The organism is Massilia sp. (assembly GCF_032106685.1).
Lineage (GTDB): Bacteria > Pseudomonadota > Gammaproteobacteria > Burkholderiales > Burkholderiaceae_D > Telluria.
This window is the reverse complement of record NZ_DAMCPG010000011.1, coordinates 76819-97076: the sequence shown is the minus strand read 5'-3', so window position 1 is coordinate 97076 and position 20258 is coordinate 76819. Positions and strand designations below refer to the sequence as shown.

Here is a 20258-nt window from a genome sequence, read left to right as displayed (position 1 = left end):
TGTTGCGTGGACCGTTATCGGTGTTCTTGATCCGCGTGGGCACAGGTGCCTACCCTACGGGACACGCTACGTATCCGGGTTTCGTATGAACTCGCGGTTGGCGGTGACCGTAGGGTGGGCTCCCGAGCCCACGCGGATTCAACCATCCACGAACAGCACACGCAACAGCGCCACGACCCGATGCGAACCGGCTGTACGCCGATCCGCCACACATCGATCAATACGTCCCGAACATCCGCTGAATCTCGCGCGTATCGTTCGTCCTGGTCAACGCCAGCATCAGCAAAATGCGCGCCTTCTGCGGCGACAGATTATCCCCCGCCACGAAATCGAGCTCGTCGTCGTTCGCCTCGCCATTCCTCGCCACGATCCCCTGGCCGACGCGGCTCGAACGCACGATGACCACGCCCTTCTTGCGCGCGCTTGATAACGCCGGACGCACCTTCGCCGGCAGCGAGCCATTGCCGACACCTGCATGCACCAGGCCCTTCGCGCCCGAGGCCACCAGCGCCTCGACCGCCACCGGTCCCACGTTCGCATGCGCATAGGCGACTTCCACCTGCGGCAGGGTCGACAAGTTCGTCACGTCGAACTCGGTCTCGACCGTGTGCTTGCGCGTCGGCTGGCGGTAGAAATACGGCTTGCCGCCCTGGATGTAGCCCAGCATGCCCAGGTCGCTCGCCTTGAAGGTGTCGGCGGTCGTCGTATTCGTCTTGGTGACGTCGCGCGCGGCCTGGATCTGGTCGTTCATCGCGACCAGCACGCCGCGCCCGACCGCCTCCTGCGAGCCGGCCAGCACGACCGCGTTGTACAGGTTGATCGGGCCGTCGGCCGAGAGGGCGGTGGACGGGCGCATCGACCCCACCACCACCACCGGCTTCCTGCTCTTGACGACCAGGTTCAGGAAGTAGGCCGTTTCTTCCAGCGTGTCGGTGCCGTGGGTGATGACGATCCCGTCCACGTTCTGTTGCGCCAGCAGGGTGTTGACGCGCTTGGCCAGCGTCAGCCAGTGTTCGTTGCCCATGTTCTCGCTGGCGATCTGGAACACCTGCTCGCCGGTGACGTTGGCGACCTTGGTGATTTCCGGTACCGCCGCGATCAGCGCCTGCACGCCGACCGTGGCGGCGGTGTAGCCGACGGTGGTGGTGCTGGTCGCGCCGGTGCCGGCAATGGTGCCGCCGGTGGCGAGGATGGTCACGTTGGGTTTGGACGTGGTCTGGGCCTGCGCCTGCGCCGCCAGGGCCACGCAGAACAGGAACCCGAACAGCGCGGCGGCCGAGCGGGCGGTTTTCTGGAACAGCATGCTACTTCTCCTTAAACGTGGCGTGCCGAAGCTGGCTTACAGCTTCTTGTAGACGACGCCTTCTTTCATCACAAACTTGACCTGCTCGAGCAGTTTCACGTCGCGCAGCGGATCGCCGTCCACCGCCACGATGTCGGCCGCGAAGCCCGGCTCGACCAGGCCCAGGCGTTGCGGCTGATCGAGCAGGGTGGCGGCGTGGATGGTGGCGGCGCGGATGGCCTCGATCGGCGTCATGCCGGCTTCGACCATGTAGCCGAATTCCTTGGCGTTCTCGCCGTGCGGGAACACGCCGGCGTCGGTGCCGAAGGCGATCTTCACGCCGGCCTTGTGGGCGCGGGCGAAGGTGGCCTGCAGTTGCGGGCCGATGGCGGCCGCCTTCGGGCGCACCAGGGCCGAGTAATAATTCGGGTCCTTGGCCTTGTCGGCGACGTAGCGGCCGGCCGAGATGGTCGGCACGTACCAGTGGCCGGTCTTCTTGAACAGGCTGACGGTCTCGTCGTCCATCAGGGTGCCGTGCTCGATCGAATCGACGCCGGCGCGCAGGGCGCGCTTCATGCCTTCGGCCCCGTGCGCGTGCGCCGCGACGCGGAAACCGTAGTCCTTCGCGGTGCTGACGATGGCCTTCAGTTCGTCCTCGGTGTACTGCGAGTTCTGGCCGTTCGCGGCCTGGCTCAGCACGCCACCGGTGGCGGTGATCTTGATCAGGTCCGCGCCTTCCTTGTAGCGCTGGCGCACGGCCTGGCGACCTTCTTCGGGGCTGTCGATCACGCCTTCCTGCGGGCCCGGGGTACCGACCTTCTCGCTCAGGAAGTGCGACAGGTTGTTGGTCGGATCGGCGTGGCCGCCGGTGGTGGCGATCGATTTACCGGCGGTGAACATGCGCGGGCCGGGAATCGCGCCGGCCGCGATCGCGCGTTTCAGCGACACGTTCAGGCCGTCCTGCGCGCCGAGGTCGCGCACGGTGGTGAAGCCGGCCATCAGGGTGCGCTCGGCATACTTCACCGAGCGGAAGGCCAGGTCGGCCGGGTCGGCGGTCAGGCGGTCGCGGTAGGAATCGACCACCGGCTGGGTTTCGCTGGTGAGGTGGACGTGCATGTCGATCAGGCCCGGCAGGCAGGATCTGGTCGACAGGTCGATGTGGTCCGGCCCCGGGGTCATCGGCCCCACCGATTTGATGGTGCCGTCCTCGATCACGATGCTGACGCGCTCGCGCCAGGTGCCGCTCTTGACGTCGAGCAGGCGGCCGCAATCGACCGTCTGGGTGGCGGCGTGCGCGCCGTTCAGGGAAAGCAGCAAACCTGCCGCGACCAGCTGTTTCATCTTGTTCTCCTCCATGCTCTTCTTGTGATGTGATGAAAAAAAGGCCTCCCATCGCTGGAAGGCCTCGGTAGTACCGTGTGCGCGGCTAGCGCAGCGGCGATGTGGCGACGTCCTTGTGCGGCACGGGCTTCTCCAGGTCGCCCTCCCACTTCGCCACCACGGCGGTGGCGATGCCGTTGCCGATCACGTTGGTGGCCGAACGGGCCATGTCCAGGAAGTGGTCGATGCCCAGCAGGAGCAGCAGGCCCGCTTCCGGGATGTTGAACTGGGCCAGCGTGGCGGCGATCACGACCAGCGAGGCGCGCGGCACGCCGGCCATGCCCTTCGAGGTCAGCATCAGCACCAGCATCATCATGATCTGGGTCGACAGCGGCAGCTCGATGCCGTAGGCCTGGGCGATGAACACGGCGGCGAAGGTGCAGTACATCATCGAGCCGTCCAGGTTGAACGAGTAACCGATCGGCAGGACAAAAGCGGCCAGGCGGTTCTTGACGCCGAAGCGCTCCAGGCCTTCCAGGGTCTTCGGGAAGGCCGCTTCCGAGGAGGCGGTCGAGAAGGCGAGGATGGTCGGTTCCTTCAGTTCCGAGACCAGGCGCAGCACGCGCGGGCCGAGGAAGGCCATGCCGATCAGGATCAGCACCACCCACAGCAGGATGATCCCGAGGTAGAACTCGGCCATGAAGATGCCGTAGGTGGACAGCACGCTCAGGCCGCTCTTGGCGACGATGCCGGCCACCGCCGCGAACACGGCGATCGGCGCGAAGTTCATGACGTAGCCGGTGACCTTCAGCATGATGTGGGCGATGCCGTCGACGGCATCGATCAGCGGCGTGGCGCGGGCGCCGACGGCGGCGGCGGCGGTGCCGAAGAAGACCGAGAACACGACGATCTGCAGGATCTCGTTCTTGGCCATGCCGTCGACGATCGAGGCCGGGATCAGGTGGGTGATGAATTCCTTGAGCGTCAGGCCGGTGGTGACGATATCGGTCTTGGCGTCCACCGGCGGCGCCATGCCGGCCAGGTGCATCGCGTCGCCCGGACGGAACAGGTTCACCAGGACCAGGCCCAGCGACAGCGAGATGACCGAAGCGATCACGAACCAGCCCAGCGCCTTGATGCCGATGCGGCCGACTTCCTTGGCGTCGCCCATCTTGGCGATGCCGACCACCAGGGTCGAGAACACCAGCGGCGCGATGATCATCTTGATCAGGCGGAGGAACATGGTCGTCACCAGCGCCAGCGTGTCGGCGAAGCCTTTCGCGTCGTCCATGGTGGTGTTGGCGACGTAGCCGACGACGACGCCGAGCACGAGGCCGATCAGGATGTAGGTGGTGAGGCGGTTTCGATTGTTCATGTGCTTCCTGTGGTCGACCTGCGTTCTGTCCGCGCACGCCGGAATTCGTGGTCCTGGCGCCGGCGGGCTGGGGCAAAATGGGGGTGCTTCTGCGTGCGAACGGAATTCGTTCTGATTATCCTGGCAAGTTCCGCAGTATCCTAGGCACTGTTAGTGCTGTCAAGCACGCCCAAGGGCTTGAAACGATTGGTAAACATGATTGAAATAGACAAGGTCAGCAAGTGGTACGGCGACTTCCAGGTGCTCGCCGAATGCAGCACGCAGGTGGCGCGGGGCGACGTGGTGGTCGTGTGCGGCCCTTCCGGCTCCGGCAAGTCGACCCTGATCAAGACCGTCAACGGCCTCGAGCCCGTCCAGCAGGGCAGCATCCGCGTCGACGGCGTGCTGGTTACCGACCGCAAGACCGACCTGCCGAAACTGCGCGCGAAGATCGGCATGGTGTTCCAGAACTTCGAGCTCTTCCCCCACCTGTCGGTGCGCGACAACCTGACGCTGGCCCAGGTCAAGGTGCTCGGCCGCGGCAAGGCGGAAGCGATCGAACGCGGCCTGGCCTACCTCGACCGCGTCGGCCTGCTGGCGCACCAGGACAAGTACCCGAACCAGCTCTCCGGCGGCCAGCAGCAGCGCGTCGCGATCGCGCGCGCGCTGGCGATGGACCCGGTGGCGATGCTGTTCGACGAACCGACCTCCGCCCTCGACCCCGAGATGATCGGCGAAGTGCTGGACGTGATGGTGGGCCTGGCGCAGGACGGCATGACCATGATGGTGGTGACCCACGAGATGGGCTTCGCGCGCAAGGTCGCCGACCGCATCGTCTTCATGGACCACGGCCGCATCGTCGAGGACACTCCGAAGGACGCCTTCTTCACCGCCCCGCAATCCGACCGCGCCCGCGAGTTCCTGGCCAGGATCATCCATTGAATGCCCGGCGCCGGCCGGACCGTAGCGCCGCTGTGCATGCGCTCACGCGCTCGCCGGCATGCCCGGCAGTCCGGCGAACCAGCTCAGTTCCCCATCCAGCGCGGCGCGGATCGGCGCGGGCGTCAGCCCGGTCCAGCGCTTGAACGAGCGCCGGAAGTTGGCGGCATCGTGAAAGCCCAGGTAGCGCGCCACTGCCTCGTTGTCGGCGCGCTCGACCTGGAACAGCCATAGCGCCACATGGGTGCGTACCTGGTCGAGCTCGGCCTGGAAATGAGTATGGTGGCGCAGCAGTTGACGCTTGAAGGTCGCGGGACTGACGCCGAAGTCGCCCGCGGTGCGCTCCAGCGTCGGCGCCTCGCGCACCTGCGCCAGCAGGTAATCGTAGAGCGCGGCGAGCAGCCCGGGAACGCGCCGCGCTTCCTGTTCGGCGGCCTGCCGGGCAAGGCGCGCGGCCAGCTCGCTGGCGCGCGGCCATGGCCGGTCGAGCCAGGACGCGGGGATCAGCATGGCGTCGAGCTGGCAGCCGAAACGCAAATCGGCGCCGAGATGGACCTGATGCTGCTCGAGGTGGCGCGGGGCGCCGCGGTTGAAGCAGAAGCGCCAGGGCAGGCGTTCCCCGCTCAGCCAGCGGCAGAGCGCAACCACGGCTGTCATGTACATCTCGACCAGGGCCGCACGCAGACTCGGCGCGCCGTAGGCGTCGACCCAATACAGCAGCGCGACATCGCCCCAGGTCTCGAAACGCGGGCGCAGCAACGGTGTCAGGTGCGCATGGAAGCGGCACAGGGTCTGGAGCAGCGCACGCAGGCTCGGCGCCTGCACCAGCGCATGGCTGGCCGCGCCGTCGTGGCCCGGCAGCAGCATCTGGCCCAGCATGAAGCTGGTGTCTGGGCTGTCCAGCGCGCGCAGCGTGTTGGCCAACTGCTGCAGGTACTGGGCCGGCGAGACCAGCCTGTCGGCATCCAGGCCCGCAAGCAGGCCGGTATTGCGCAGCAGGTCGGCGTCGCTCGCCTCGCGCGCGCGGCCGTATTCCAGCGCCAGCGCCGGCTGCTGGCGCGCCGGAATCGAGGGCTCTCCGGCCGGCTGCCAGGCGATCATGCCGCGTCCATCTGGCGGCACAGGCTGGCCAGCAGCGCGTCCGGCGCGCCGCGCGCCGGCGCGCAGCCGTAACGCAGCGTCAGCGCTACCCGCTGCCCCGCCGCGTGGTGGCGCATCGCGGACACCATCCGGCACAGGTGGCGGGCGGCGTCGCGCGCCTCGGGCTCGCCGACGCCCGGCATCAGCACCGCGAAGCGGTCGCCGGCATAGCGGCACAGCAGGTCCTCGTTGCGCAGGTTCAGCAGCAGCATGTGCGCCACCGCCTGCAGGACGCGGTCGCCTTCGGCATGGCCGTGCGCGCGGTTGATGCGGTGGAATGCATCGATGTCGAACAGCACCAGCGCGCAGCCGGCCTGGTCCTCGCGCCGGGCTTCCAGAACGAGCTGCTGGCGCAGGTAGGCGGCGTCGGCGAGCTGGGTGATGCGGTCGAAAGGGCGATGGCTGCGGAACAACCGCTCGCGCTTGCGCATGTGGTCGGTCAGCGTGGCCTGTTCGTGACGCCAGTACACCAATCCCGCGGTCAGGACCAGCATCCCGAGCGGCAGCAGGGATTCGAGCGCGTTATCCCACACGGCGCCGCGCTCGATATCGATCATCTCGTCCAGGCAATCGGCCCAGGAACCGAGCATGATGCAGGCCAGGCCGCCCGCCAGCAGGCGCGTGACGCGGCCGTCCGGTCGGCTGCTCAGGACGATCAGGCACCACAGCGCCGCCAGCAGGGCGGTGCCGCCCTCGCCGGCGATGTCCATCCAGTTCCACTGGGCGACCGGAATGGCTTGTCCGGCTGCGGCGAACAGCAAGGTGCAGGCGCCGGCCAGGCTGGCGACCAGGAGGGCAGGGCGGATCAGGGCATGCATGGGAGCGGATGGCAAGAAGCGGATCGCCGCACCATAGCGCGGCCATGTGACCGCAGCGTGACAGGATGGCAATGCCGTTGCGCCGCGGTGCGGGGTTCAAACGGCTCACTTCATCGTGCGCCGACGCGCCCTGCCGCGCCGGCCGTGCGCGCGGCCCAGCGCGAGCGCCGGGTCAATTCGGCTCATTCGGAGACGCCAGGAGGCTGGCGGCCGGACAGGGAGCGGAGTCGGTCACCGATACGTCACATTCGCCCACGACAATCCGCCGCACATCAACCAACCCTGTGCTCCCATGCGCCATCTAGCCCTACCCGCCGTGACCGCCAGCCTGCTGGCCGCCGCTGGCGCCCATGCCGCCGAACCGGCCAGCGTGATCGTTACCGGCCAGCGCGCCAGCCTGGCGCGCGCCATCGCCGCCCAGGAACAGGCCGACCATATCGTCAGCGTCGTCAGCAGCGACGACATCGGCCACCTGCCCGACAAGAACGCCGCCGAAGCGCTGGCGCGCATGCCGGGCGTGTCGGTCCAGCGCGACCAGGGCGAAGGCCGCTACGTCGTGGTGCGCGGCCTGGACGCCGACTACAACAGCGTGACCATCAACGGCGCCCTGGTACCCTCGCCGGAAGCGACGCGCCGTGCGGTGGCGCTGGACGTGCTGCCGGCGGGCCTGGTGCGTTCGCTGGAAGTGTCGAAGTCGCTCACGCCCGACCAGGATGCGAACTCTCTGGGCGGCAGCGTCGAAGTGAAAACCCTGTCCGCCTTCGACCTGCCGGGCAGCCTGTTCAGCGCCGGCACGGCCGTCAGCCGCGACGGCAACACCGGCCAGAACAGCCCGAGCGCCAACCTGCTCTGGGCCCAGCGCTACCTGGACGGGAAACTCGGCGTCGCGGCCGGCGTGTCGGGCGAGAAGCGCAAGTTCGGTTCCGACAACGTCGAAACGGGCGGCGCCTGGGATGGCCAGCGCCTGTCCGGCTTCGAGCTGCGCGACTACCTGCCCCGGCGCGAGCGCCGCGCCGCCGCCGTCAACCTCGACTACCGTCCGGACGCGGCGAGCAGCGCCGCCCTGCGCGGCTTCGTCAGCCGCTTCTCGGACGACGAGGTGCGCGACCGCCTCACCGTGGGCAAGTTTGGCGACGACGACATCGCCGAGGGCGACACCGACAGCGCCCGCCTCGAGCGCCGCCTGCGCCAGCGCAAGTACACGCAGGAGATCCGTTCGCTCACCGCTTCGCTCGACCACCGCTTCGGGAATGCCTGGAAGCTGCACCTGGAAGCGGCGCACAGCCGCGCCACCGACGACACGCCGGATGCGATCAGCGATGCGCGCTTTCGCGGCGCGGACGACTTCGAAGGCATCGGCTTCACGAACGGCCGCACGCCGCGCCTGGTCGCGCCGGCCGCCGTGTTCGACCCGGCCAGCTACGAGTTGCACACGCTGGCCTTGGAACGCAGCCACGCCAGCGATGCCACGCGCCAGTTGCGCCTCGACCTGCAACGCGACCTCGAGCTGGGGGACTGGAGCGGCGCTGTCAAGTTCGGCGCCAAGGCGACCCGGCGCGACAAGGACAACGACACCGATGCATGGGAATACGGCAGCGACGATCCGGAAGACGGCGATTACTTCGGCGCGGGCCCGACCTCGCTGAACGCCTTCGTCGCTCCCCGCCGGCTGGACTACAAGTTGGGCAGCATCGGCCAGGCGATCGATCCGGTCCTGGTGCGTGCGCGCCTGGCCGGCCTGGCGCGCGCTCCGGCGCGCGTGGCAGCCGAGTCCGCGCTGGACGACTTCGCCATGGCGGAAGACATCGATGCGGCCTACCTGCAGGCCGGCCTGCGCCGCGGCGCCTGGTCGCTGCTGGCCGGCGTGCGCGCCGAGCGCACCCGCTTCCGGGCCACGGGCGCCCAGGTGTCCGACGACGAGATCACGCCGCGTGCGGCCAGCCGCTCGTACACCAACTGGCTGCCGGGCATGCACCTGCGCTACGACATCGACAGGGCCACCAGCCTGCGCGCCGCGTGGAGCAACTCGGTGGTGCGCGCCAACTTCAGCCAGCTGGCGCCCGGCATTAGCCTGGACGGCGAAGACGAGGCCACCATCGGCAACCCGGCGCTGGCGCCGCTGCGTTCGCACAACCTGGACCTCGGCCTGGAGCGCGTGATCGGCCGCGAAGGCGTGGTGTCGGCCTATCTGTTCAACAAGGAGATCCGCGACTTCACCTACGCCACCAACCTGGCCGGCAGCGGCGCCTGGGCGGACTACGCCAGCGCGATCTCGTACGCCAACGGCGGCAAGGCCCGGGTGCGCGGCATCGAGCTGGCCTGGCAGCAGCCGCTGCGCATGCTGCCGGCGCCCTGGAACGGTCTGCTGGTCGGCATCAACGGCAGCCTCACCCAGTCGCGCGCCGGCATCGACAGCGCAAGCGAGGGCGGCGTCCGCGCCACGCGCAGCATCCGCATGCCGGGACAATCGAAGCGCACCGGCAACGCGATGATCGGCTACGAAGCGGGTCCGTTCAGCACGCGCCTGGCGCTGAACTACAAGTCGCCCTACCTGCTGGAACTGGGCGAGGACGTGCTCGACGCCGGCCAGGACCGCTACGTCGACAGCCAGAAGCAACTGGACTTCTCGATGTCGTGGAAGCTGGACAAGCGCTGGCAGCTGAGCTTCGACGCCAGCAACCTGAATAACGAGAAGTATTACGTTTACCAGGGCGACAAGGCGCGCAACGCGCAATTTGAACAATATGGCCGCACCTACAGGATCGGCCTGAAAGCGAGCATCTTCTAATGAAAAACGTCGTCTCCCTTGTTTTGCTGGCGGCAGTGCTTGCCGTCGCGCCGGCGGCATCCTCCACCGCACCCGCCGTGCCGGCCCTGGTGGCCGATGCCGGCCAGCTGGCCGCGTTGCCCGGCGGCGCCTGGCTGGCCCTGGACAAGCGCGGCCTGCGCCTGGTCGGGGCCGACGGCCGCGAGCGCGCCAGCCTGGCCATGCGCGCCGAGCAGCTCGACGTGCGCCTGACCGACGGCGGCGCGCTGGCCGTGGTGATCGATTCCAACGCCGAGCGCGTGCAGCCGGTGCGCGTCGACCTGCGCCAGGGCGCGCTGACCGCGCTGCCGCCCTTGCCCGAAGCCGGCTTCGGCATCGAGGCCGCCTGCATGTACCGCGACGCCCAGCAGCTCGACCACGTTTTCGTCGTGGGCAAGGATGGCCAGGCGCAGCAGTGGCTGCTGGGCGGCGACTACCGGATGGTGCGCCGCCTGGCGCTGCCGACCGCGGTCGAACTGTGCCGCGTCGACGACGCGCACGCCACCCTGTTCGCCGCCGAGGAGGGATTCGGACTGTGGGCCTATGGCGCCGAGGCCGAAGGTCCGTCGGCGCGCGCCGCGGTGGCGTTGCGCGCCCCGCTCGGCAAGCTCCATGGCGAGATCGGCGCGCTGGCCGTGCTGCCGGGCGGCGTCGCCGCGCTCGACGACAAGGGCGCGCTGCACACCTGGCGCCGCGACGCCGCGACATGGCGCGCGCTGCCGGCCCGACCGCTGGGCGCGACCCGGCTGGCCGCGCTCGAACCGTCGTCGGCGCGCCTGCTGGTCCGCACCGGCAAGGGCTGGCAGGTGCCGGCGCTGGCATGGAAAGACGGCAGCGCACCGCCCCCGCCATTGCCGGTCGTGCTGCCGCGCATGCAGACCGCACCGGTCGCGCGCCTGGGCGACGCCGCCGACGATCCGGCGATCTGGGTCCACCCGGGCGATCCGGGCCAGTCGCGCATCCTGGGCACCAACAAGAAGCAGGGCTTGCTGGTGTACGACCTGCAGGGCCGCCAGACGCAGTTGCTGGAAGCGGGCCGCCTGAACAACGTCGACCTGCGCCAGGACCTGCGCTTCGGCGACGAACGCTTCGACCTGGCGCTGGCCACCCAGCGCGACGAGAACGCGATGGTGCTGTTCACCATCGATGCGCACGGAGTGCTGGCCGAGGCGGCGCGCCTGCCGACCGGATTGAACGACATCTACGGCACCTGCGTGCTGCGCACGCCCGAGGGCGGCCTGGATGCCTTCGTCAACGACAAGGACGGCCGCTACGAGCATTACCGGATCACCCGCAGCGGCGGACGCTTTGGCGCCAGGCTGGCGCGCAGCTTCCGCGTCGCCAGCCAGCCCGAGGGCTGCGTGGCCGACGACCGCAGCGGCCTGCTGTTCGTCGGCGAGGAAAAGCGCGGCCTGTGGGTGACCTCGGCCCGTGCCGACCAGCCGGCGGCGCTGGAGATGGTGCTGCCGGTGGGCGCGATGCTGCATGCGGACGTCGAAGGCATGGGCATCTACCATGGCGCCGACCGGAGCTACCTGGTGGTGTCGAGCCAGGGCAACAACAGCTACGTGGTGCTGGACGCGGCGGCGCCGTTCGCCGTGCGCGGCGCCTTCCGCATCGGTACCGACCCTGTCCGCGGCATCGACGGGGCATCCGAAACGGATGGCCTGGAAGTGACGTCGGCCAATCTCGGCGGGCCGTACACGCGCGGCATGCTGGTGGTGCAGGACGGCTTCAAGCGCCTGCCGGACGGGCCGCAGAACTTCAAGGCCGTGGCCTGGGAGGACATTGCCAGGGCATTGAAGCTGGAGGGCGGCGCGAAGTAAGTCGAGGGCCCGGGATGCCAATGATGCAAGAAACCCGGGCCGGCGCGGCGGCGGTGGCTGGATTGAAGGGCAGGGAATGCGCAAGCGTGGAAGCAGGGCGCGCTGCGCATTCCCTATACGGGTAAAATATCGCCGTCCGCAATCCGAGAGCCGCCATGTCCACCATCGAGATCCCGCAATCCATCACCATCACCCGCCCCGACGATTGGCACCTGCACCTGCGCGACGGCGCGGCGCTGGCCAGCGTGCTGCCGCATACCGCACACCAGTTCGCGCGCGCGATCGTGATGCCGAACCTGAAACCCCCGGTTACCACCGCCGCCGACGCTGCCGCCTACCGCGACCGCATCCTGGCCGCGCTGCCGGAGGGGATGAAGTTCGAGCCGCTGATGACGCTGTACCTGACCGACAACACCGATCCGGACGAGATCCGCCGCGCCCAGGACACCGGCTTCATCCACGCCGTGAAGCTCTACCCGGCGGGCGCCACCACCAATTCGGCGGCCGGCGTCACCGACCTGAAAAAGTGCTACAAGACCCTGGAAGTGATGCAGGAAGTCGGCATGCCGCTGCTGGTGCACGGCGAGGTGACCGATAACGACATCGACCTGTTCGACCGCGAAGCCGTGTTCATCGAGCGCGTGATGCGCCCGCTGCGCCGCGACCTGCCGGCCCTGAACATCGTGTTCGAGCACATCACCACCAAGGACGCGGCCCAGTACGTGGCCGAAGCCGAAGGCCCGATCGCGGCGACCATCACCGCCCACCACCTGCTGTACAACCGCAACGAGATCTTCCGCGGCGGCATCCGCCCGCACTACTACTGCCTGCCGGTCCTGAAACGCGAAGAACACCGCCTGGCGCTGGTGACGGCCGCCACCAGCGGCGACGAGCGCTTCTTTCTCGGCACCGACTCGGCCCCGCACGCCATCAACGCCAAGGAAACCAGCTGCGGCTGCGCCGGCTGCTACACCGCGCTGCATGCGATGGAGCTGTACACGCAGGCTTTCGCCGACGCCGGCGCGCTCGACAAACTGGAAGCCTTTGCCAGCTTCAACGGCCCGGCCTTCTACGGCCTGCCGCGCAACGAGGGCACGATTACCCTGACCCGCGAGACCTGGACCCTGCCGGAAACGGTGCCGATGGGGAGCGCGCGCCTGGTGCCGCTCAACGCCGGCGAGCAGATCCACTGGAAGATGGTCTAAGGCCGGACGATGCTTGCGCAGATCGACTGGTCCCGCCCCTGGTACGACGCGGTGCGTCCCGCCTTCGAGCGCTTGCAGCTCGACGATGAGGCGTTTGTCGCCGCCTTCAACCGCAATGCGGCCAGCCTGGCCCTGCGCAACCACCGCGACCTGCCGATCACCTTCGTGCCGCAGGAATCGCTGCCGGAAGGGACGGCCTATGAGGCTTTCATCAGCGCCACCGGCGGCGTGCCCACGCGCGACAACCTGCACGACTTCTTCAACGGCCTGGTGTGGCAGACCTTCCCGGCGATTAAACGCCAGCTGAACGCCCTGCAGGCGGCGCAGATCGAGGCCGCCGGCGGGGTAGGGCAGTCGCGCGGCGCGGCGCGCGACGCCGCCACCATCTTCGACGAAAACGCGGCCCTGCTGGTGGTGCGCGCCTCCAGTGCGGGGCGCGAGCTGGTCGACGAGCTGCGCGCCCACTGCTGGGATGCCGCCTTGTTCGAGAAGCGCGGCATGTTCGGCCGCGACGCGCAGGTATGGCTGTTCGGCCACGCGCTGATGGAAAAGCTGGTCGCGCCGCGCAAGGCGATCACCGCGCACACGCGCGTGGTGTTCGCCGACGACGCCTATTTTGCCCTGTCGCCCGACGCCCAGCGCGCCTGGATCGACGAACGCGTGGCGGCCGAGCTGGCGGACAGCGCATTGACCACCTCCAGCTTCACGCCGCTGCCGGTGCTCGGCGTGCCGGGCTGGTGGCCGGAGCAGGATGCCGCCTTCTACGCCGACACGAGCGTGTTCCGTCCCAAGCGGGTGGCGCCGTGAGTGCCCAGGTCCGCTGGGGCATCCTCGGCACCGGCAAGATCGCGCGCGCCTTTGCCACCGCGCTGCGCGACGTGCCCGGCGCGCAGCTGGCCGCGGTCGCCTCGCGCAGCATCGAGAAGGCCGAGGCCTTCGCCGCCGAATTCGGCGCCGCTGCCGCCCATGGCTCCTACGAGGAACTGGCCGCCAGCGCGGGCGTCGACCTGGTCTACATCGCCACCCCGCACCCCCAGCACGCCGCGAATGCCCTGCTGGTGCTGGGCGCCGGGAAGGGCACCCTGGTCGAAAAGGCCTTCACGATCAACCGGCGCGAGGCCGAGGAAGTCGTGGCGCTGGCGCGTACGAAAAACCTGTTCCTGATGGAGGCGATGTGGACGCGTTACCTGCCGTCCCTGCTCGAAGTGAAGCGCATCGTCGCCTCCGGAGAAATCGGCGAGGTCAGCCAGGTCGTGGCGGATTTCGGCTTCACCGCGAATTTCGGCCCCGAACACCGGGCCTTCAATCCTGAACTCGGCGGCGGCGCGCTGCTCGACCTGGGCATCTATCCGTTGTCGATCGCGGCCAGCCTGCTCGGGCCGGTCGCATCGGTGCGGGCGCAGGCCCGGATGGGGCCGACCGGCGTCGACCTCCAGACCGGCTTCACCTTGCTGCACGAAGGCGGCGGCATGTCGGTCTGCAGTTGCTCCTTCCTGGCGCGCACGCCGGGCGAACTGACGGTATCGGGCACGCGCGGCCACGTGCGCATGAACACCATGTTCCACCGCGCCCGCTCGGTGACGGTGGCGCTGGAAGACGGCAGCACGCGCACGGTCGATACGCCGTATCTGGGCAACGGCTACGTGCACGAAGCGATCGAGGCCCAGCGCTGCTTCCAGGCGGGCCTGCTCGAGAGCCCCGGCATGACCCAGGACGAGACGCTGGCGCTGATGGGGGTGATGGACGAGATCCGGCGCCAGATCGGGCTGGTCTACGACGCCGACCGCGTGCGGTAGATTTGCAACGGCAGTGCGACGCTCTCCGGCGTATGCATGTTGACAATACAATCCTCGGGTCGAATACTGGACCTGTTACGTCCACCTGGCCTTGCCGAATCCATCATGCATATCCTGCGCGCCGCCATTTTCTCCGCCGCCTGCCTGCTGCCCTTTGCCGCCCACGCCCACGCCGACCCCGTTCCCGTCCCCGCCGACAAGCAGGCCTATGTCGGCGACTGGCAGGGCAAGGACATGCGCATCCAGATGGCGAAGGACGGCAAGATCAAGTACAAGCGCGACCGCCCCAGCAAGAAGCTCGACCTCAGCGTCGACCTGCGGGGTTTTGACGGCGACAACTTCGACATCGGCTGGGGCATCGTGCGCTCGACGTTTGTCGTCAGCAAGCCGCCGCATCGCGAGGGCGACAAGTGGAAAATGACGGTCGATGGCGTCGAGCTGACCCGCGTCGATTGAGCGGGGGCCGGACATGCAGCTCGGTTCCGTCACCCCCATCCTGCGCATCTTCGACGAAGCGAAGGCGCGCGAATTTTACGTGGATTTCCTCGGTTTCGAAGTCGACTGGGAGCACCGCTTCGAGCCGGGTTTTCCCCTCTACCTGCAAGTCTCGCACGGCGCTTGCGTGCTGCACCTGAGCGAACACCACGGCGACTGCTGCCCCGGCGCCGCGCTGCGCATCGAGGTCGACGACGTCGACGCTTACCAGGCGGAGCTCGCGGCGAAGAACTATGGTTATGCCCGGCCGGGCGTTGACGACACGCCGTGGGGGAGCCGCGAGATGTCGATCAAGGATCCGTTCGGGAACCGGTTGGTGTTCACCGGCGCGGGCGACACGTAGGGGGGCTTCCGTGAGCGGCGCAGCGCGGTCAGCTTAACGGTATTCATGATGTGTACGGCGTGGGTTCAAGAACCCACCCTACGAAACCCGATGATCGGTAGGGTGGGTTCTCGAACCCACGCTGTACGGTGTTCGATCAGAGATCGGTCCGCAAGAGCCGAGTTTCGTAGGGTGGACCGGGCCGCGTAAGGCACCTGTGTCCACGCGGTACGGCGTTCGATCAGCGCTCATCGGTATTCATGATGTGTACGGTTGCTCAACCGATGCACAGCGTGGACTCGGGAGTCCACCCTACGAACTGCGCGTAACAGCACAGTCCTGTAGGGTGGGTTCTCGAACCCACGCGGTACGGCGTTCGATCAGAGATTGCGTCCGCAAGAGCCGGGTTTCGTAGGGTGGACCGGGCCGCGCAAGGCACCTGTGTCCACGCGGTACGGCGTTCGATCAGAGCGCATCGGTATTCATGATATGTACGGTTACTCAACCGATGCACAGCGTGGACTCGGGAGTCCACCCTACGAACTGCGCGTAATAGCGCAGAACGCCAGCGCGCCGCTCACACCTTCAAGAATTCCTCGCGCCCACCCAGCCAGCGCGCCAGGTGCGCATCGACGATGGCAATCGCCTCCGGACTGTCCCGCTCCAGCAGCGCCGCCGCCACGTCGCGCGCGTCTTCCACCAGCCACTGGTCGGTCTCCAGGTCCGCAAAGCGCAGCATCGCCTGCCCCGACTGGCGCGCACCCAAAAATTCGCCGGGGCCGCGGATCTCCAGGTCGCGCCGCGCGATCTCGAAGCCGTCGGTGGTCTCGCGCATCGTCATCAAACGCTGCTTGGCCACCTGGCCGAGCGGGCTTTGGTACAGCAGCAGGCAGACGCTGGCCGCCGAACCGCGCCCGACCCGTCCGCGCAGCTGGTGCAGCTGCGATAAACCGAAACGTTCGGCGTGTTCGATCACCATCAGCGAAGCGTTCGGCACGTCCACGCCTACCTCGATGACGGTGGTCGCGACCAGCACGTGCACCTCGCCAGCGGCAAAGGCGTCCATGATCACCTGTTTTTCGGCCGGCTTCAGGCGTCCGTGCACCAGGCCGACCTGCAGGTCGGGCAGGGCCTCGGCCAGGGTCTCGTAGGTCTCGGTGGCCGTCTGCAACTGCAGGGCCTCGGATTCCTCGATCAGCGGACACACCCAGTAGACCTGGCGCCCTTCGAGCGCGGCCGCATGCACGCGCTCGATGACTTCATCGCGCCGGTTCTGGTCGATGGCGCGCGTGACGATCGGCGTGCGGCCCGGCGGCAGCTCGTCGATCACCGACACTTCCAGGTCGGCGTAATACGTCATGGCCAGTGTGCGCGGGATCGGCGTGGCCGACATCATCAACTGGTGCGGCACCAGGCCGTCGCTGCCCTTGTTGCGCAGCGTGAGGCGCTGGCCGACGCCGAAGCGGTGCTGCTCGTCGACCAGCACCAGGCCGAGTTTCGCGAACTGCACCGAATCCTGGATCAGGGCGTGGGTGCCGATCACGAGGTGCGCCTCGCCCGACTCGGCCATTTCGCTGGCGGCCGTCTTTTCCTTTTTCTTGAGGCTGCCGGTGAGCCAGGCGACCTTCACGCCGAGCGGCTCCATCCAGGCGGCGATCTTCCTGAAATGCTGCTCGGCCAAAATCTCGGTCGGCGCCATCAGCGCGGCCTGGTAGCCGCTGTCGATCGCCTGCGCCGCCGCCAGCGCGGCCACCACCGTCTTGCCGCTGCCGACGTCGCCCTGCAGCAGGCGCTGCATCGGGTAACCCTCGCGCAGGTCGGCGCGGATTTCCTCCACCACGCGCTGCTGGGCATTGGTGAGCTCGAAGGGCAGGGCGCGCAAGAAGGCCTTGGACAATGCACCGACGGCGCGCAGGGTCGGTGCGCCCTTGTCGCGCCGTGCGCGCTGGGCCCGCTTCAGCGAGAGCTGCTGCGCCAGCAGCTCGTCGAACTTCACGCGCGTCCAGGCCGGGTGCGACTTGTCCATCAGCGCGTATTCGTCGGCGTCCTTCGGCGGATAGTGCAGGAGTTTGACGGCCGGCTCGAAGTCGACCAGGCCCAGCTTGCGGCGCACGCCCGGCGGCACGGTGTCGACCCAGTCCACGCGCTGCATCGCCTGCGCGATCGCGCGCCGCAGGATCGGCTGCGACAAGCCCTCGCCCGACGGGTAGACCGGCGTGAGCGAAGTCGGCAGCGGCGCGCCCTCGTTGACCACCTTATAGGTCGGATGGACCATCTCGGCGCCGAAGAAGCCGTGCTTGACCTCGGTGCGGGCGCGCACGCGCACGCCTTCGGCCAATTGCTTGACCTGGCTGCCGTAGAAATTCATGAAGCGCAGCAGGATGTCGCCGCTCTCGTCGGCGATCGTGACCAGCAGCTGGCGCCGCGGTTTCAGGGCGATCTCGTTCTTGGTGACCACGCCCTCGACCTGCGACACATGGCCGCCGCGCAGGCAGGCCTCGCGGATCGGCACGATCTTGGTCTCGTCCTCGTAGCGCATCGGCAGGTGCAGGACCAGGTCCATGTCGCTGCGCAGGCCGAGCTTGGCGAGCTTGCTTTCTGTGGTTTTCGGGGCGGAAGTGGTCTTGGAAGCGGGCATAGATGCGGCAGGTTGGCGTGCATCAGCGTAAAATAGAGGGTTCGCCGCACGCGCTGCAGCCTCTATTGTAAAGCTGCCAGCCCCCATTTTCCCAGAATTGACCAGAATGTACTCGCTTTCCGATTTCGATTTTGAATTGCCGCCCGAGCGCATCGCGCAGCTGCCGCTGCCCGACCGCAGCGCTTCGCGCCTGCTGCAGCTCGACGGCGACCGCATCACCGACCGCCATTTCGCCGACATCGTCGACCAGCTCCAGCCGGGCGACCTGCTGGTGATGAACAACACCCGCGTGCTCAAGGCGCGTTTCTTCGGCGTCAAGGAGACCGGAGGCCAGGTGGAAGTGCTGGTCGAGCGCGTGCTGGACAAGCGCACGGTGCTGGCCCAGGTGCGCGCCTCCAAGTCGCCGAAACCCGGCAACCGCATCCGCCTGGCCGACGCCTTCGACGTCACCGTCGGCGAGCGCGCCGGCGAGTTCTTCACGCTCGCCTTCGAGGGCGACGTGTTCGAGCTGATCGAAGCCCATGGCCGCCTGCCGCTGCCGCCCTACATCGAGCATAACGCCGACGAGTTCGACGAGCAGCGCTACCAGACCGTGTATTCGAAGGAGCCGGGGGCGGTCGCCGCGCCGACCGCCGGCCTGCATTTCGACCAGCCGCTGCTCGACAAGTTGCAGGCAAAGGGCGTGAAGCTCGCCTACGTCACCCTGCACGTGGGCGCCGGTACCTTCCAGCCGGTGCGCGTCGAGGACCTGTCCGAGCACAAGATGCACTCCGAGTGGTACACCATTTCGCAGGAGACGGTTGATGCCGTGCGCGCGGCGAAAGCGGCCGGGCGCGACGTGGTGGCGGTGGGCACCACGAGCCTGCGCGCGCTGGAGTCGGCTTCGCAATCCGGCGAACTGATGGCCGGCAGCGACGACACGGCCCTGTTCATCACGCCGGGCTACCGCTTCAAGACGGTGACGCGCCTGATCACCAATTTCCACCTGCCGAAGTCGACGCTCATGATGCTGGTGTCGGCCTTCGCCGGCTATGAGGAGATCCGCAAGGCCTACGCGCACGCGATCGCCAACGAATACCGCTTCTTCAGCTATGGCGACGCCATGCTGTTGACCACCCAATCCCGTTAAGACTACCGATGCTCGAATTTACGCTCCTGAAGAAAGACACCAGCGGCCTGTCGCATGCGCGCCGCAGCCGTTTGAAACTCAACCACGGCACCATCGAAACCCCGATCTTCATGCCGGTCGGGACCTATGGCTCGGTCAAGGCGATGTCGCCCGTCGAGCTGAAGGAAGTGGGCTCGCAGATCATCCTCGGTAACACCTTCCACCTGTGGCTGCGCCCGGGCACCGAGGTCATGGATAAATTCGGCGGCCTGCACGGCTTCATGGGCTGGGACAAGCCGATCCTGACCGACTCGGGCGGCTTCCAGGTGTTCTCGCTGGGCGCGATGCGCAAGATCACGGAAGAGGGCGTGACCTTCGCCTCGCCGATCGACGGCTCGCGCAAATTCCTGTCGCCGGAAGTGTCGATGCAGATCCAGCGCTCGCTGAACTCGGACATCGTGATGCAGTTCGACGAGTGCACGCCCTACGAAATCGATGGCCGTCCGGCCACCGCCGAAGAGGCGGCCAAGTCGATGCGCATGTCGCTGCGCTGGGCCCAGCGCTCGATGAACGAGTTCAAGCGCGGCGAAAATCCGAACGCGCTGTTCGGCATCGTCCAGGGCGGCATGTACGAGCACCTGCGCGACGAGTCGCTGGCGGGCCTGGAAGATATTAACTTCCCGGGCCTGGCGATCGGCGGCCTGTCGGTGGGCGAGCCGAAGGAAGACATGAAGCGCATCCTGGCCCACGTCGGCCCGCGCCTGCCGGAGAACAAGCCGCACTACCTGATGGGCGTCGGCACCCCGGAAGACCTGGTCGAAGGCGTGGCCAACGGCGTCGACATGTTCGACTGCGTGATGCCGACCCGGAACGCGCGCAACGGCTGGCTATTCACCCGTTTCGGCGACGTGAAGATCAAGAACGCGCGTTACAAGGACGACACGGCGCCGCTGGACGAGTCCTGCAGCTGCTACTGCTGCAAGAACTTCTCGCGTGCCTACCTGCACCACCTGCACCGCTCGAACGAGATCCTGGGCGCGCGTTTGAACACCATCCACAACCTGCACTATTACTTGAACCTGATGCAGGAGATTCGCGACGCGATCGATGCGGATGGCTTCAACGCGTTCCGCCTGCAGTTCAATGCGGACCGGGCGCGCGGCGTTTAAGCTGTCGCGGCTTTTCCGGGGCTGGTTGAACGCGTGGACG

16 protein-coding genes are annotated in these 20258 nt (G+C 67.7%); 10 read left to right on the top strand and 6 right to left on the bottom strand.

From position 1 onward, the window contains the following. Positions 1–217 precede the first annotated feature (217 nt). The 3 genes from RT688_RS09040 to RT688_RS09030 form a co-directional block, all read right to left on the bottom strand. A complete protein-coding gene (locus RT688_RS09040; RefSeq protein WP_313704538.1) occupies positions 218–1303 on the bottom strand; it encodes a type II asparaginase in 1086 nt (361 codons plus the stop codon). Between the two features lie 36 nt (positions 1304–1339). Next, complete coding sequence (locus tag RT688_RS09035; protein WP_313704537.1) at positions 1340–2623, bottom strand: amidohydrolase family protein; 1284 nt, start codon at positions 2621–2623, stop codon at positions 1340–1342. Positions 2624–2708: 85 nt separating this feature from the next. Beyond that, complete coding sequence (locus RT688_RS09030; RefSeq protein WP_313704536.1) at positions 2709–3977, bottom strand: dicarboxylate/amino acid:cation symporter; 1269 nt, start codon at positions 3975–3977, stop codon at positions 2709–2711. A 195-nt stretch (positions 3978–4172) separates the two neighbouring features. On the opposite strand from RT688_RS09030, the gene RT688_RS09025 reads away from it, so the two are divergent. After that, positions 4173–4898, top strand: a complete 726-nt coding sequence (locus RT688_RS09025) for an amino acid ABC transporter ATP-binding protein (RefSeq protein WP_313704535.1) — start codon at positions 4173–4175, stop codon at positions 4896–4898. Positions 4899–4940: 42 nt separating this feature from the next. On the opposite strand, the gene RT688_RS09020 is transcribed toward RT688_RS09025, so the two are convergent. After that, the gene (locus RT688_RS09020) at positions 4941–5996 is read right to left on the bottom strand and encodes an AraC family transcriptional regulator (RefSeq protein ID WP_313704534.1); all 1056 of its coding nucleotides are present in this window, start codon (positions 5994–5996) and stop codon (positions 4941–4943) included. Then, positions 5993–6853 carry a GGDEF domain-containing protein gene (locus RT688_RS09015; protein WP_313704533.1) on the bottom strand — a complete coding sequence of 287 codons (861 nt, stop codon included), beginning with the start codon at positions 6851–6853 and terminating at the stop codon, positions 5993–5995. The genes RT688_RS09020 and RT688_RS09015 overlap by 4 nt, the downstream gene beginning before the upstream one ends. A 292-nt stretch (positions 6854–7145) precedes the next feature. Here RT688_RS09015 and RT688_RS09010 point away from each other — a divergent pair, with 292 nt between their 5' ends. The 7 genes from RT688_RS09010 (at position 7146) to RT688_RS08980 (ending at position 15324) form a co-directional block, all read left to right on the top strand. Then, positions 7146–9641, top strand: coding sequence for a TonB-dependent receptor (locus RT688_RS09010; protein ID WP_313704532.1), 2496 nt, complete (start codon positions 7146–7148; stop codon positions 9639–9641). Further along, entirely contained in the window at positions 9641–11485 is a 1845-nt protein-coding gene (locus RT688_RS09005; protein WP_313704531.1) for a phytase, read from the top strand. The genes RT688_RS09010 and RT688_RS09005 overlap by 1 nt, the downstream gene beginning before the upstream one ends. A gap of 155 nt (positions 11486–11640) precedes the next feature. Next, a complete protein-coding gene (gene pyrC, locus RT688_RS09000) occupies positions 11641–12690 on the top strand; it encodes a dihydroorotase (protein WP_313704530.1) in 1050 nt (349 codons plus the stop codon). Between the two features lie 9 nt (positions 12691–12699). After that, positions 12700–13497, top strand: a complete 798-nt coding sequence (locus tag RT688_RS08995) for a DUF3025 domain-containing protein (RefSeq protein WP_313704529.1) — start codon at positions 12700–12702, stop codon at positions 13495–13497. Further along, positions 13494–14486: a Gfo/Idh/MocA family oxidoreductase gene (locus tag RT688_RS08990; RefSeq protein ID WP_313704528.1), complete on the top strand. Its 993-nt coding sequence runs from the start codon at positions 13494–13496 to the stop codon at positions 14484–14486. The genes RT688_RS08995 and RT688_RS08990 overlap by 4 nt, the downstream gene beginning before the upstream one ends. A gap of 105 nt (positions 14487–14591) precedes the next feature. Next, positions 14592–14942, top strand: coding sequence for a hypothetical protein (locus RT688_RS08985; protein ID WP_313704527.1), 351 nt, complete (start codon positions 14592–14594; stop codon positions 14940–14942). A 13-nt stretch (positions 14943–14955) separates the two neighbouring features. Continuing rightward, positions 14956–15324, top strand: a complete 369-nt coding sequence (locus RT688_RS08980) for a glyoxalase superfamily protein (protein WP_313704526.1) — start codon at positions 14956–14958, stop codon at positions 15322–15324. A 556-nt stretch (positions 15325–15880) separates the two neighbouring features. Here RT688_RS08980 and recG read toward each other — a convergent pair. Next, complete coding sequence (gene recG / locus RT688_RS08975) at positions 15881–18028, bottom strand: ATP-dependent DNA helicase RecG (RefSeq protein WP_409521896.1); 2148 nt, start codon at positions 18026–18028, stop codon at positions 15881–15883. Between the two features lie 19 nt (positions 18029–18047). Here recG and queA point away from each other — a divergent pair, with 19 nt between their 5' ends. Both queA and tgt read left to right on the top strand, forming a co-directional pair. Then, on the top strand, positions 18048–19070 hold the full coding sequence (queA, locus tag RT688_RS08970; protein ID WP_313704525.1) for a tRNA preQ1(34) S-adenosylmethionine ribosyltransferase-isomerase QueA: 1023 nt from the start codon (positions 18048–18050) through the stop codon (positions 19068–19070). Between the two features lie 8 nt (positions 19071–19078). Continuing rightward, positions 19079–20218 (top strand): tRNA guanosine(34) transglycosylase Tgt, encoded by a 1140-nt coding sequence (tgt, locus tag RT688_RS08965; protein ID WP_313704524.1) that lies wholly within the window; start codon positions 19079–19081, stop codon positions 20216–20218. Positions 20219–20258: the final 40 nt, after the last annotated feature.

Bases quoted from the DNA above. Each gene is read 5' to 3' on its own strand.
- RT688_RS09040 (WP_313704538.1), bottom strand. From the start codon at position 1,303: ATGCTGTTCCAGAAAACCGCCCGCTCGGCCGCCGCGCTGTTCGGGTTC.
- RT688_RS09035 (WP_313704537.1), bottom strand. From the start codon at position 2,623: ATGAAACAGCTGGTCGCGGCAGGTTTGCTGCTTTCCCTGAACGGCGCG.
- RT688_RS09030 (WP_313704536.1), bottom strand. From the start codon at position 3,977: ATGAACAATCGAAACCGCCTCACCACCTACATCCTGATCGGCCTCGTG.
- RT688_RS09025 (WP_313704535.1), top strand. From the start codon at position 4,173: ATGATTGAAATAGACAAGGTCAGCAAGTGGTACGGCGACTTCCAGGTG.
- RT688_RS09020 (WP_313704534.1), bottom strand. From the start codon at position 5,996: ATGATCGCCTGGCAGCCGGCCGGAGAGCCCTCGATTCCGGCGCGCCAG.
- RT688_RS09015 (WP_313704533.1), bottom strand. From the start codon at position 6,853: ATGCATGCCCTGATCCGCCCTGCCCTCCTGGTCGCCAGCCTGGCCGGC.
- RT688_RS09010 (WP_313704532.1), top strand. From the start codon at position 7,146: ATGCGCCATCTAGCCCTACCCGCCGTGACCGCCAGCCTGCTGGCCGCC.
- RT688_RS09005 (WP_313704531.1), top strand. From the start codon at position 9,641: ATGAAAAACGTCGTCTCCCTTGTTTTGCTGGCGGCAGTGCTTGCCGTC.
- pyrC (WP_313704530.1), top strand. From the start codon at position 11,641: ATGTCCACCATCGAGATCCCGCAATCCATCACCATCACCCGCCCCGAC.
- RT688_RS08995 (WP_313704529.1), top strand. From the start codon at position 12,700: ATGCTTGCGCAGATCGACTGGTCCCGCCCCTGGTACGACGCGGTGCGT.
- RT688_RS08985 (WP_313704527.1), top strand. From the start codon at position 14,592: ATGCATATCCTGCGCGCCGCCATTTTCTCCGCCGCCTGCCTGCTGCCC.
- RT688_RS08980 (WP_313704526.1), top strand. From the start codon at position 14,956: ATGCAGCTCGGTTCCGTCACCCCCATCCTGCGCATCTTCGACGAAGCG.
- recG (WP_409521896.1), bottom strand. From the start codon at position 18,028: ATGGGGGCTGGCAGCTTTACAATAGAGGCTGCAGCGCGTGCGGCGAAC.
- queA (WP_313704525.1), top strand. From the start codon at position 18,048: ATGTACTCGCTTTCCGATTTCGATTTTGAATTGCCGCCCGAGCGCATC.
- tgt (WP_313704524.1), top strand. From the start codon at position 19,079: ATGCTCGAATTTACGCTCCTGAAGAAAGACACCAGCGGCCTGTCGCAT.